Raw genomic sequence first — 12,941 nt, forward strand, 5'->3', positions numbered from 1 at the left:
GATCGACGTGAGTAGCGTGCGGCCATGCGCTTCTCCTGGGACCTGATCGAGCCCGTGATGCCTGTGCCGTACGTGCCGACGCTCGGCCCCGTCCGCCAGGACGACCCGCTGCCCGATCTCTTCGAGGCCGTCGTCGAGACCGCGGGCACCGACCGCTTCCTGCCTTACGACAAGGACCAGCGATGGTTCGAGAGGAAGACCGAACACGTCATGGCCGACGCCATCGAGCACGACCGGCACCTGACCCTGATCCCCACGCTCGCCGAGCGGGCCGGGGGCGTGGTCAAGGTCCACGTGTACGGGTCGGCTCCGGATAGCTTGTCGGCCGGTGCCGACCTGGCCCGCAAGCTCGCTGCCGTCCACGGCGCGAGGCAGGCCCGGGTGGTCTGGTTCCTCGGCCCCGAGCAGCCTGAGGCGTACGCCCGCGGCGTCGGGACCCGGGTCCAGCTAAAGGAGTTCGCCGCCGGGCCCGGCGAAGCCCCCGGCGTCCAGGTGGTGGAGTACGAGCAGCTCGACGAGCCGGAGCGGTTCGGCGTCTTCGCGGACCAGATGGCGGCGGATGGCTTCGCGTTCCTCTACGGGCAGATGGTCGACGGGGCCGTGGGCCCCGTGCTGGTCGTCCTCGACGAGGGAACGGTGGCCGGGGCGATCGGCCCGATGGAGACGATGACCGACGCCGTCGGACGGGAGCGGCTGCTGCCGCAGTACTTCGGCGTCCTGCCGCAGTACAGGGGAGTCGGCTACGGGCGGACGCTGTGGCGGGCGGCCATGCACTGGGGGTACGAGCACGGCGCCGCGTACCAGCTCCTGCAGACCGAGGTCGGCGGTGCCTCCGACCGGCTCTGTTCAGCCGAGGGGCTGACGTCTCTTGGGTTCGTCAACCAGAAAGCTGCGTGAGCGAACGGATGCGCGATGCGCGAGGATCCGCCGAGGTCACAGCATCACCGCAGGTCAGATCGGGTGCGGGTCAGGTTCGAGTCCGGTTCCGGGTACTTCCTCGCCACTGAACCATTGCCTGTGGCGCCCCAGCGACGTGGCGCGGCCCCGACTGTCCGTCTCATCGTGGACGGTCGGGGACGCTGCCGTGTCCCTCCGGTATCGGGTGACCAGGTGAGCGACAGCTTTCGGTCAAAAGGGCGGCCGAGCTCAGGGTCGTAAGGCCTAGGAGCGCGTACCCGCAGGTCAGGGCAACCATCCTTTCGCGGTTCCCGTGTGATGTTCCCGTGGGAACACGAGGGTGGGCTGAAACGGGTTGAGGCGGGCCGGGACGGGTCGATACGGGCCGAAGCGGTGGGCGTCTCCGCAGGTCGGAGCGGAATAGCAGGTCAGGGGCCCCTCAGAGGGCGTTTATGCAGGTCAAGGCCCGTACGCGCCTTATGCGAGTGTCCCATTTCGTTGCGGATGGCCAGATGAGCGAAGAACATCGCCCGGCCGGGCGATAGCCTTGCCGCCCGTCTCATCCGCTTCTGGGTTCCAAAACCCGTCTGACGTAGAGATATAGCAGAACCTCCCGGCCGCCAGCGGAACGAGTGCTTCCGGCGTGCCTATGCTCAGGCTGTGCTGTGAGTGATCGAAAGCCGTACCCCAGCGACTTGTCGGACGCCCGATGGGCCCTGATCGAACCGACGTTGACGGCCTGGCGGAATGCCCGCCTCGAACGTCGCCCCACCGGCCAGCCGGCGAAAGTCGACCTGCGTGACGTGTTCAACGCGATCCTCTATCTCAACCGCGCCGGAATTCCCTGGAAATACCTCCCACATGACTTCCCGGGCCACGGCACCGTCTACTTCTACTACGCCGCATGGCGCGACGAGGGGATCTTCGCCCAGCTCAATTACGACCTCACCGCCCTGGCCCGCGTGAAGGAAGGCCGTAAGCCCGAGCCGACAGCCTCCGTCATCGACACCCAGAGCGTCAAGACCTCGACCAACGTGCCTGTGACCAGCCAGGGAACGGACGCCGCGAAGAAGATCGTGGGCCGGAAGCGGGGCATCCTGACCGACACGATCGGCGTCATTCTCGCCGTGACAGTCGCCGGCGCCGGCCTCTCCGAGAACGCCATGGGAATACGCCTTCTCGACCAGGCGAAAGAGACCTACCCGACCATCGCGAAAAGCTGGGTCGACACTGGCTTCAAGAACGCCGTCGTCGAGCACGGGGCCCGCCTCGGAATCGACGTTGAAGTCGTCAACCGCAACCCAGAAAAGCGCGGCTTCCACATCGTGAAAAGACGCTGGGTAGTGGAGCGGAGTATCGGCTGGATCATGATGCACCGCCGCCTCGCCCGCGACTACGAGACGCTCACGGCCAGCTTCGAGGCGATGATCCACATCGCCTCGATCGACAATCTCGCCAAGCGCATAACTGACGAGAACACCCTTACCTGGCGAGGGACTTACTAGGAGATACAGGGCAATCTTCCTATATCAAACGCCCTCTGAGGCCACACCCTCCAGCCACAGGGCGGAATCGCCCAGACCGTCGACCCACTCCAGATGCGTGGCGAGGTTCTTGAAGTGTGACCAGGTCGCCCGCTGTGCCGGTTGTTTGAGCCGGTTGAACGGCGTCTTCCCATCGAGCCCCAGCACGTCCAAGAGCCCCAGCAGCCGGGCCCGATGGACTTCACTCAACCGGTCGTGGATACCGACGCAGATCGCGGCGTTCACCTCGCCGCGCAGCGCCGAGGCCATCGCGTCCAGGGTCGAGAAGGCTGGCAGCTCCAGCCCGGCCTCCACCAGCTTCTCCAGCGCGGTGTTGATCAGGTCCGCCGGATTGTTCTTCGCCTCCGCCTCGGCACGGATCGTCTCTGCGGCCACCGCGCGGGCACCGGCTGCGTCGTACTTCGCGCCGAGCCTCTTGCGGACCAGGGCGCGGTGCTGCTCAGCCGACCGCTGCGAGGCGTACTCCGGCAGGGTCCCGTCCGGCAGTTCCACCGCCCGCCGCACGAAGTCCGCCACCATGTTCGGGATCTCCGCCAGCTTCGGGAAACACCCCATACGCTGGTACGACTTCAGCATCAACAGCAGCGCGAGCCGGTGCTCAGCCGACTGCGTACGGCCCGCCGCCCACTCGGCTTCCTCCCGGCTCGGCGAGAAGAACAGATGCAGCTCACGCGCGGTGATCAGCCGCTTGAACCGCGGATACGCAGTCCGCTCGATCGAGGTCACGTCCCACCCCACCCAGGTGCCACAAGCCGTCACCACACCAACGACATTACGCCGAACGGGTGATGGCCTCCATGAGCTCAGAACACCCCGATCGCCTCGTTGTGGCTTTTGGCCTCACCTTGGCTGGACCCCCTCCTCGGCGGCAACAGCGTGGGCGACATCGACGACGGCGACAGCGGGCCCACACCCACGCCGACCCCGACGGAGACCGGCGGGCCGACCGCCCCTCCGTCGTCACCGGCTCCGGACCCCACCTCCTCCGGCCCCGCCGCACCCGGCACCGGCAAGCCGACCCCGCCGGCCGACAAGCCGGACCCGGACGGCGCCCTCGCCCACACCGGGTCCGACACCCCCCTCGGCCTCATCGCAGGCATCGCCGCCGCCCTCGCAGCCGCCGGTGGCGCCCTGGTGTGGTGGACGCGCCGCCGCAGGACTGCCCGGGGGTAGTCCGTGAGGTTCTCCGCGGTCCGGAGGAGGACCGCGGAGATGAGGACACCGTCGCGGCGGGAGCTGTGAACGGACCCGCCGGACAAGGGCCGGCCCGTAACTGCGGCTACGGGCCGGCCCGAGGTGGGCCGTAGCCGACGTATTGGGCTTCCGTCGATCCGGAGCGGTTCAAAGTCCGAGGCCGGCGCGTACCGCGTCGATCTCCTCGTTCAGTGCCTCGAAGCTCTCGAAGCCCCGTTCCTGGCTGACGCGGCTCATGTCGACGCCGTACTCGGCCTGCCGCTGCCGCAGCAGCGGTTGTTCCGGCATGGAGACGGGGAAAGCGAGCGGGTCGAGGGCAGGAGTGTGGTCGAGGAGCGCGTGGACGGCGCGGCGGCCGCGTTCGCCTACGGCGAGGCAGCCGTCGAGGTCGTTGAGGTAGACCACGCCGGCTTCGAGCCCCTTGGTCCACTCGGTGAACAGGGCCGCGAGGCTCGGGGCCGCGCGTACGGCGTCCCAGGCGTCCGGGGCGGTCTCGTACCGCCAGATCTCGCCTTCGTGCTTTCCTGCCAGGACGAAGGTGTAGACGAGGAACTCGAAGTGGAAGAGCGGCAGTTGATGCCGCCAGGGGAACGGCACGCCGATCGACAGCGACAGGTTGTCGAGCGCCTCGTTCGCCTTGTCCGCGTCGGTCGGCCAGGGGAGCAGCCATCCTCCGTTCGGCAGCAGCCGGCGCTCCTGCCATCCCTGGCCGTGGAGCCAGGTGAGCTGGTCGGCGACGTGGTCCACGTCGAACACGCGGTGGACCAGCTCCGGCGGGGCCTGTGGCTCCGGTGGAACGGCGGGGTCGTCCCAGGGCAGGCCCGCGGCGGTCGCCGCCGCCCGGTAGTCCGCCGCCGCGGCACGCAGTACGGAGATGTCGTCCAGCATGGCAAGCGCTCCCTGCGTAGGAGATACCCCGAGCAGCGTAGACGGGCCGGGCCCGAGAAGAGATGTCGTCGGTTGAACTGGGCCCCGTGCGGGCACTCCTGCACCGGCATCCGCACCGCCCTCTCCCCCGCACGGGGTCGGCCTCCCCCGCACGGGGTCGGCCTTCGAGACCCGGGGCCGGGTCTCGAAGGCCGACATCACGCACAGTCCGATCAATCTCAGGCCCGATCAATCACAGGCCCGGATCAACCAGCGGCGCCCCGGGAAGAGACCCGGGCCCTGCGCCACTACAGCGACGGTTCCATGCAGAGGCTGGCGCCGCTGCCGTTCACGCGGAAGCCGAAGCTCGGGGCGTTCGCCGCGACCCACGGCTTGATCGGCAGGACGATGTACCGCTCTCCGTCGTCCACCTTGCACTTGTTGCTGAAGGAGCTGATGTCGTTGCCCTGCGGCCGCGACTCCGTGCTCGGCACGTGGCGCACGTCCGCGGTCAGGCCCGACAGGTCGACCGCCTGGTCCGTCGCCCAGAACGGGAACTCGTCGCAGGTCTTCCCGGAACCGACCACGGGCCGTGGGAGGCATGCGTTCCCCGCGAACTTCGGGTTGGTGTAGTACCAGTTGCGGTCGTAGCCGGCGTTCATCGCGGCCTGGCCGTTGATGCTGCGCGCCGGGGCGAACCACTGGGCCCGGCCCGCAGGCTGCGGCCAGCGGCCGTCACCCATGGCCTCGACGATGTGCTTGCCGGTTTCCTGCATCGGCTTGAACTTGTGGTTCCGGCCGCCCGGGACGTAGAACGCGATGTTGTCGTCGCAGGGGGCGATGCTGGAGCTGGCCTGCTTCTGGGCCGCGCACGCCTGGTCGATGTTGGCCCGCAGGTCCGCGTCGTCCCCGCTGGTCCAGGCGAAGGGCAGGTCGTACTTCTCGGTAAGGTCCTTGGTCGTCTTGATGGTTTGGGCGTAGGCCGCGAGGCTGTGGTACCACTGCCCTTCTTCCAGGCCCCAGTCGTCATAGGTGTTGAAGTCGTCGGTGTAGTCGATCGGATATTCCAGGAGGCCGCCGATGGCTATCGGACTGGCGTCGATGATGGCCCAGATCAGCCCCAGCGCGACCCCGACGACGATCGCCCCGGCGATCACCGCGATCCAGTAGATGACCGCGGCGACGACGCTCGACGTCGCGGCCGTCGCCGCCGCCGTGGCGGGCGGCGCCAGCAGCAGCGTGCAGGCGCGGCTCTCCAGGCACCAGACGACGGGCTGGATGGGGTTGCCGGGATTGTACAGCGGCTTCACCTCGCTGGTGGAGCTGCTCAGCGGGGAAAGCGCCGGTCCGCCTCCGGGCGATGCCAGGTCGTGGAGCATTTCGGTGACGTCGTCCGAGCAGTCGAACTTCTCGTCCTCGTCGGGCGGCATGTGGTCCTCGACGCAGCTGGCGTCCGCGGCGGTGTAGCAGCCGGGGAAGACCTGGGTGCTGCCCTCGGGCACCGTCACGCTGGAGCGCACGCTCTCCGCGATGTAGAAGTCGCCGCCTTGCGCGGCGCACTGCGAGCTGTCGCTGGAGGTCTGCTGCGTGACTTCCTCGGGCACCGCGGGGGCGACGGTGTCGGTGGTGAAGCCACCGCTGAAGTCCCGCCAGGGCGTGCCATCCTCCTGTATCGCGTCGACCCGCAGCGTGTACGAGGTGGCCGCTTCGAGGGGCTCGATAGTGAACTCGATGACGTCCTGCGCCGTGCACGGATTCGCCGGGTTGCCCGCGGCGTCCACGCAGTACTCCGCCATCGAGAACTCTTCGTAGAGCCGGCCGTCGAGGGAGACGCGGTAGGTGTGGTCACCGTTGGGGTCAGGCTGCCACTTGGCCAGGGCGCTGCCCTCTTCCGGCTCGAGCGTCAGCTCGGGGTCGGCGTCGGGCGGAGTCGCCGCGGTGCGGAAGGTCTTCGTGGCGGGTGTGGCCGACTTGTTGCCCGCGAGGTCGACGGCGACGACGGAGACGGTGTGTTCGCTCTCGGGGGGCAGGCCCGTCATGGTGTACGAGCGGGTGCCGACGTTGGTGCGGATCGGCGGGCCGCCGTCGACCCGGACCTCGTAGCCGGCCAGGCCGTAGTTGTCGGTGGCCGCGTTCCAGCTCGCCGTGGCCGAGTTGTGCGTGATGTTGCCGACGCTCAGCCCGGTGACGTTGCTCGGCGCGATGTTGTCGACGAACGTGAACTCGCGCAGGATCCGGGCGTACCGTCCGGGTTCGCGCTCTGCGCGGACGCAGACCAGGGTCTTGCCGAGCTGCGGCGGGCGGAACCGCGATGTCCATGACGCCGACCAGTTCGTCTCGCCCTCCGGGGGCGGGCCGAGGGTGAAGTCGGTCGTCACCATGTCGCTGCCGATCGACAGGTCGACCATGGTGGCCTGCTTGTGCAGGAAGCCGCTGAGGTCGACCTTGCCCTCTTCGTCGACCGGGATTTCCTCGTCGGAGGCCGGCAGTTCGAGCCGGATGGCGGCGTGGTTCTCGTCGTCGACCGAGTTGCCGTCCTCGCTCGGCGGCGTCATGCCCGCGCATGCGGGCGGCGGCACCCGGACCTGCTCGGCAGCGGACGCCGCCGAGGGCGGCAGACCCAGCAGCCCTACCGGGAGCGCGAGAGACAGCAGGACCGCCGTCTCTCGTAAGCGTCTCAGAAATTGAATCTTCCGCATTCATGCCCCTCTGCGAAAACTTGTTCCTACAATTGGGCACGATGCTAGAGGGGCCTGTGCGTATTGTCAGCAACACGACAATCTGCGTGGGTGATACGCGGATCGAGGCACCAACTCCGCTGCCGCTGCAGCAACTTCGGGACGTCGAGGTGTCGGGCGTCAGCACGACAGGGCGCACGAACGTCCCCAGCCGTGACAGGGTGACCCCATGCTGATCCGAAAAGGACGATGCCGCGTAGGCGTCCCAAAGCCGTCCGCGCGGCGCGGTGGCGGCCACGATGGCAGTCTTCGGTCCTGAGAGGGCGTTTGATATAGGAAGATTGCCCTGTATCTCCTAGTAAGTCCCTCGCCAGGTAAGGGTGTTCTCGTCAGTTATGCGCTTGGCGAGATTGTCGATCGAGGCGATGTGGATCATCGCCTCGAAGCTGGCCGTGAGCGTCTCGTAGTCGCGGGCGAGGCGGCGGTGCATCATGATCCAGCCGATACTCCGCTCCACTACCCAGCGTCTTTTCACGATGTGGAAGCCGCGCTTTTCTGGGTTGCGGTTGACGACTTCAACGTCGATTCCGAGGCGGGCCCCGTGCTCGACGACGGCGTTCTTGAAGCCAGTGTCGACCCAGCTTTTCGCGATGGTCGGGTAGGTCTCTTTCGCCTGGTCGAGAAGGCGTATTCCCATGGCGTTCTCGGAGAGGCCGGCGCCGGCGACTGTCACGGCGAGAATGACGCCGATCGTGTCGGTCAGGATGCCCCGCTTCCGGCCCACGATCTTCTTCGCGGCGTCCGTTCCCTGGCTGGTCACAGGCACGTTGGTCGAGGTCTTGACGCTCTGGGTGTCGATGACGGAGGCTGTCGGCTCGGGCTTACGGCCTTCCTTCACGCGGGCCAGGGCGGTGAGGTCGTAATTGAGCTGGGCGAAGATCCCCTCGTCGCGCCATGCGGCGTAGTAGAAGTAGACGGTGCCGTGGCCCGGGAAGTCATGTGGGAGGTATTTCCAGGGAATTCCGGCGCGGTTGAGATAGAGGATCGCGTTGAACACGTCACGCAGGTCGACTTTCGCCGGCTGGCCGGTGGGGCGACGTTCGAGGCGGGCATTCCGCCAGGCCGTCAACGTCGGTTCGATCAGGGCCCATCGGGCGTCCGACAAGTCGCTGGGGTACGGCTTTCGATCACTCACAGCACAGCCTGAGCATAGGCACGCCGGAAGCACTCGTTCCGCTGGCGGCTGGGAGGTTCTGCTATATCTCTACGTCAGACGGGTTTTGGAACCCAGAAGCGGATGAGACGGGCGGCAAGGCTATCGCCCGGCCGGGCGATGTTCTTCGCTCATCTGGCCATCCGCAACGAAATGGGACACTCGCATAAGGCGCGTACGGGCCTTGACCTGCATAAACGCCCTCTGAGGGGCCCACTGCGCGGGGGCTCCGGCCGTTGTCGTGCGGCGGGTCGGTCCGGGGCCGGGACGCTGGTGAGCGTGCGGTACCCGGCCGTGTCCGGCGGTTCGCCCCACGCGCCGCCCCGCGGCCTCCACCCAGGCGTACGCGGCGTACGCACCCCGGCGCACCACGTCGGCCGGCTGCCGCCCGGCTTCGGCCGGGGTGGGTGTCCCTACGCTGTCGACGCGCTTCGACACGCACCTTCCCGACCCGCGGACACCTGCCCGGTGCGGTCGCCCGAACGGACGTACCCGCACCCTCCCCCGGAAAGGCCCGCCGCGCACGGCGGGCACGGGGCCGGAAGCACCGAACGGCTGCGCGCGGGGTGGTGGCCGCGCCCGGGATCGGGTAGATACGAACGAGTAGCACCCGTCGGTAACCAAAACGGACCTTGATCCCCCTTCACGGCGAGGTGAGCCTCATGTCCGCAGCTCCCACCAACCGACCCACCGTCACCGAACGTGAGGCCCGCCAGGTGGCGGAGGCGGCCCGGGAACAGGACTGGCGCAAGCCCAGCTTCGCCAAGGAACTGTTCCTCGGCCGCTTTCGCCTCGACCTCATCCACCCCCACCCCCTGCCCCCCGACGACGACGCACAGCGCGGCGAGGAGTTCCTCACCAAGCTGCGCGACTTCTGCGAGACGAAGATCGACTCCGCCCGCATCGAGCGGGACGCGCGGATCCCGGACGACGTCATCGACGGGCTCAAGGAGCTCGGCGCCCTCGGCATGAAGATCGACACGAAGTACGGCGGCCTGGGCCTGACGCAGGTGTACTACAACAAGGCCCTCGCCCTGGTCGGCTCCGCCAGCCCGGCCGTCGGCGCGCTGCTGAGCGCCCACCAGTCGATCGGCGTGCCGCAGCCGCTGAAGATCTTCGGCACCCAGGAGCAGAAGGACACCTTCCTGCCGCGCTGCGCCCGCACGGACATCTCCGCCTTCCTGCTGACCGAACCGGACGTCGGCTCCGACCCGGCCCGGCTCGCCACCACCGCGGTCCCGGACGGCGACGACTACGTTCTCGACGGCGTGAAGCTCTGGACCACCAACGGCGTCGTGGCCGACCTGCTGGTCGTGATGGCCCGCGTGCCGAAGTCCGACGGCCACAAGGGCGGCATCACGGCGTTCGTCGTGGAGGCCGCCTCCGAGGGCATCACCGTCGAGAACCGCAACGCCTTCATGGGCCTGCGCGGCCTGGAGAACGGGGTCACCCGCTTCCACCAGGTGCGGGTGCCGGCCGCGAACCGGATCGGCCCCGAGGGCGCGGGCCTGAAGATCGCCCTGACCACCCTGAACACGGGCCGGCTGTCGCTGCCCGCGATGTGCGTCGGCGCCGGCAAGTGGTGCCTGAAGATCGCCCGGGAGTGGTCGGGCGCCCGGGAGCAGTGGGGCAAGCCCGTCGCGCTGCACGAGTCGGTCGGCTCGAAGATCGCGTTCATCGCGGCCACGACCTTCGCGCTGGAGGCCGTGGTGGACCTGTCGTCGCAGATGGCCGACGAGGACCGCAACGACATCCGCATCGAGGCCGCCCTCGCCAAGCTGTACGGCTCGGAGATGGCCTGCGTGATGGCCGACGAACTGGTCCAGATCCGCGGGGGCCGCGGCTTCGAGACCGCCGAGTCGCTGCGGGCGCGCGGGGAGCGGGCGGTGCCCGCCGAGCAGATCCTGCGGGACCTGCGGATCAACCGCATCTTCGAGGGCTCGACCGAGATCATGCACCTGCTGATCGCCCGCGAGGCGGTCGACGCCCACCTGTCGGTCGCCGGTGACCTGATCGACCCCGACAAGTCCCTCCAGGACAAGGCGAGGGCGGGCGCGCAGGCCGGCGCCTTCTACGCCAAGTGGCTGCCGAAGCTGGTCGCGGGACCGGGGCAGATCCCGTCGTCGTACGGGGAGTTCAAGCACGGCGTCGACCTCTCGCCGCATCTGCGCTACGTCGAGCGCACCTCCCGCAAGCTGGCCCGGTCCACCTTCTACGCCATGTCCCGCTGGCAGGGCCGGATGGAGACCAAGCAGGGCTTCCTGGGCCGGATCGTGGACATCGGCGCGGAGCTGTTCGCGATGAGCGCGGCCTGTGTCCGCGCCGAACTCCTGCGCAGCCGGGGCGAGCACGGCCGCGAGGCCTACCAACTCGCCGACGCCTTCTGCCGCCAGGCCCGCATCCGCGTCGACGAGCTCTTCGGCCGGCTGTGGACCAACACCGACGACCTCGACCGCAAGGTGGTCAAGGGTGTGCTGACGGGCACCTACGAGTGGCTGGAACAGGGAGTCGTCGACCCCTCGGGCGACGGCCCGTGGATCGCGGACGCGACCCCCGGCCCGTCGCTGAAGGAGAACGTGCACCGGCCCATCAGGTGAGGGCCGGGCGCGTCAGCACCACGTGTCGCTCGGGTCCCGCGTCGTCCAGGAGCAGGAGTCGACCCTGGTGCCGTTGGCCTTGGTCAGCGTCGCCGTGTCGCTGGTGTTGTTCCAGACGTACCAGCCGCGGTCCTGGTACTTGTTCGACGCGGTGTCCGAGCCGACGCCGGTGCGCACCTTCAGGGTCTTGCCGGCTCCGATCTTCACGTTCGGGAAGACGTACGTGTGGTTCGCCTTGTCCTTGAGCACCCAGCCCCTCAGCGAGATCGCCGAGCCGCCGGTGTTCTTGATCTCCACCCACTCGCCGTTGAGGCTGGAGTCGGCGCCGGTGTCGGAGCCCGGACTGTCGAACCAGACGTGCCGGATGACCACACCGCCGGCCGCCTGGGCCGGAGTGCTGAGAACCGTGCCGGTGAGCGCCAGGGCGCCCGCGAGCGCGGGCAGGGTGAACGCGGTGCGTATGCGCAGGGAGAATCCCCCCGGATGTCGTCCAGTGGCCGGTGATCCCTGGCCAGGAGTGAAGCTTTATCACATGATCTTCACGTCAACTTCACGAATGATGAAACCGGGTCCATCCGGCCGGGAACGGGCGTCCGGAAGGCGCGGGCACCCGCGCGAGGGACACCCTGCGCCGGCCGGACATCCGTTGCGGCAACAATGGGGGCATGAGCGATAGCCCAGCCCCTCTCGCCGACCCGCACCTCGTCTACGACCCGGTGACGGCCGACGGCCCGAAGGACGTCGTGATCCTCGGCTCCACCGGATCGATCGGCACCCAGGCCATCGACCTCGTCCTGCGCAACCCGGACCGTTTCCGTGTCACCGGCCTGTCCGCCAACGGCGGCCGGGTCGGCCTCCTCGCCGAGCAGGCGTACCGGCTGCGGGTGCGGACCGTCGCGGTGGCCCGCGAGGACGTGGTGCCGGCGCTGCGGGAAGCGCTGACCGCGCAGTACGGCACGGGAGAGCCGCTCCCCGAGATCCTCGCCGGGCCGGACGCGGCCACCCGGCTCGCCGGCTCCGACTGCCACACCGTCCTGAACGGCATCACCGGCTCCATCGGCCTCGCCCCGACCCTCGCCGCCCTGGAGGCGGGCCGCACCCTGGCGCTCGCCAACAAGGAGTCGCTCATCGTGGGCGGCCCGCTGGTCAGGGCGATCGCCAAGCCCGGGCAGATCATCCCGGTGGACTCCGAGCACGCGGCGCTCTTCCAGGCGCTCGCCGCGGGCACCCGCGCGGACGTGCGCAAGCTGGTCGTCACCGCGTCCGGTGGCCCCTTCCGCGGCCGGACGAAGGCGGAGCTGGCGCACGTCACCGTCGAGGACGCCCTCGCCCACCCCACCTGGGCCATGGGCCCGGTGATCACGATCAACTCCGCGACCCTCGTCAACAAGGGCCTGGAAGTCATCGAGGCGCACCTGCTGTACGACATTCCCTTCGAACGCATTGAGGTGGTCGTGCATCCGCAGTCGTATGTCCACTCGATGGTCGAGTTCACGGACGGATCCACGATCGCCCAGGCGACGCCCCCCGACATGCGTGGGCCCATCGCCATCGGCCTCGGCTGGCCCGACCGTGTTCCCGACGCCGCGCCCGCTTTCGACTGGAGCACGGCGTCGACCTGGGAGTTCTTCCCCCTGGACACCGACGCCTTTCCGTCGGTCGGGCTCGCCCGGCACGTCGGAGAGCTCGCGGGAACCGCCCCGGCGGTGTTCAATGCCGCCAACGAGGAGTGCGTGGACGCGTTCCTGCGGGGCGCGCTGCCGTTCAACGGGATCATGGAGACCGTCACCCGGGTCGTCGACGAGCACGGCACCCCCGGCACGGGAACCTCGTTCACCGTGCGGGACGTCCTCGAAGCGGAGACCTGGGCCCGCGCACGGGCCCGTGAACTGACGGCCCGGACCGGGCCCACGGCACAGACAGCCACCGCGGAGGCGCGTGCATGACGACC

General features: G+C 68.7%; 10 protein-coding genes. 5 read left to right on the forward strand and 5 right to left on the reverse strand.

Annotated features, from left to right (window positions below):
* Positions 1–24 precede the first annotated feature (24 nt).
* Both IPT68_RS26980 and IPT68_RS26985 read left to right on the forward strand, forming a co-directional pair.
* Positions 25–897: a GNAT family N-acetyltransferase gene (locus IPT68_RS26980; protein WP_189700769.1), complete on the forward strand. Its 873-nt coding sequence runs from the start codon at positions 25–27 to the stop codon at positions 895–897.
* A gap of 665 nt (positions 898–1,562) precedes the next feature.
* Positions 1,563–2,402: an IS5 family transposase gene (locus tag IPT68_RS26985; RefSeq protein WP_194074013.1), complete on the forward strand. Its 840-nt coding sequence runs from the start codon at positions 1,563–1,565 to the stop codon at positions 2,400–2,402.
* 24 nt (positions 2,403–2,426) lie between these two features.
* Here the strand turns inward: IPT68_RS26985 and IPT68_RS26990 are convergent, their stop codons facing one another.
* Positions 2,427–3,203 carry a DUF4158 domain-containing protein gene (locus IPT68_RS26990; RefSeq protein ID WP_189702428.1) on the reverse strand — a complete coding sequence of 259 codons (777 nt, stop codon included), beginning with the start codon at positions 3,201–3,203 and terminating at the stop codon, positions 2,427–2,429.
* Between the two features lie 72 nt (positions 3,204–3,275).
* Between IPT68_RS26990 and IPT68_RS26995 the strand changes: the two genes are divergently transcribed.
* A complete protein-coding gene (locus IPT68_RS26995) occupies positions 3,276–3,614 on the forward strand; it encodes an LPXTG cell wall anchor domain-containing protein (RefSeq protein ID WP_228039922.1) in 339 nt (112 codons plus the stop codon).
* A 168-nt stretch (positions 3,615–3,782) separates the two neighbouring features.
* On the opposite strand, the gene IPT68_RS27000 is transcribed toward IPT68_RS26995, so the two are convergent.
* The 3 genes from IPT68_RS27000 to IPT68_RS27010 all read right to left on the reverse strand — a co-directional run bounded on the left by IPT68_RS27000 (position 3,783) and on the right by IPT68_RS27010 (position 8,375).
* Complete coding sequence (locus tag IPT68_RS27000) at positions 3,783–4,523, reverse strand: hypothetical protein (protein ID WP_189702429.1); 741 nt, start codon at positions 4,521–4,523, stop codon at positions 3,783–3,785.
* Between the two features lie 287 nt (positions 4,524–4,810).
* The gene (locus IPT68_RS27005; RefSeq protein ID WP_189702430.1) at positions 4,811–7,201 is read right to left on the reverse strand and encodes a fibronectin type III domain-containing protein; all 2,391 of its coding nucleotides are present in this window, start codon (positions 7,199–7,201) and stop codon (positions 4,811–4,813) included.
* 334 nt (positions 7,202–7,535) lie between these two features.
* A complete protein-coding gene (locus IPT68_RS27010; protein ID WP_194074013.1) occupies positions 7,536–8,375 on the reverse strand; it encodes an IS5 family transposase in 840 nt (279 codons plus the stop codon).
* Between the two features lie 680 nt (positions 8,376–9,055).
* On the opposite strand from IPT68_RS27010, the gene IPT68_RS27015 reads away from it, so the two are divergent.
* The gene (locus IPT68_RS27015; RefSeq protein WP_189702418.1) at positions 9,056–10,990 is read left to right on the forward strand and encodes an acyl-CoA dehydrogenase family protein; all 1,935 of its coding nucleotides are present in this window, start codon (positions 9,056–9,058) and stop codon (positions 10,988–10,990) included.
* Between the two features lie 12 nt (positions 10,991–11,002).
* Here the strand turns inward: IPT68_RS27015 and IPT68_RS27020 are convergent, their stop codons facing one another.
* Positions 11,003–11,458 (reverse strand): lamin tail domain-containing protein, encoded by a 456-nt coding sequence (locus IPT68_RS27020; RefSeq protein WP_189702421.1) that lies wholly within the window; start codon positions 11,456–11,458, stop codon positions 11,003–11,005.
* A gap of 197 nt (positions 11,459–11,655) precedes the next feature.
* On the opposite strand from IPT68_RS27020, the gene dxr reads away from it, so the two are divergent.
* Positions 11,656–12,936: a 1-deoxy-D-xylulose-5-phosphate reductoisomerase gene (dxr, locus tag IPT68_RS27025; protein WP_189702419.1), complete on the forward strand. Its 1,281-nt coding sequence runs from the start codon at positions 11,656–11,658 to the stop codon at positions 12,934–12,936.
* Positions 12,937–12,941 lie beyond the last annotated feature (5 nt).

The sequence above is a fragment of the Streptomyces chromofuscus genome (assembly GCF_015160875.1).
GTDB classification, from domain to species: domain Bacteria; phylum Actinomycetota; class Actinomycetes; order Streptomycetales; family Streptomycetaceae; genus Streptomyces; species Streptomyces chromofuscus.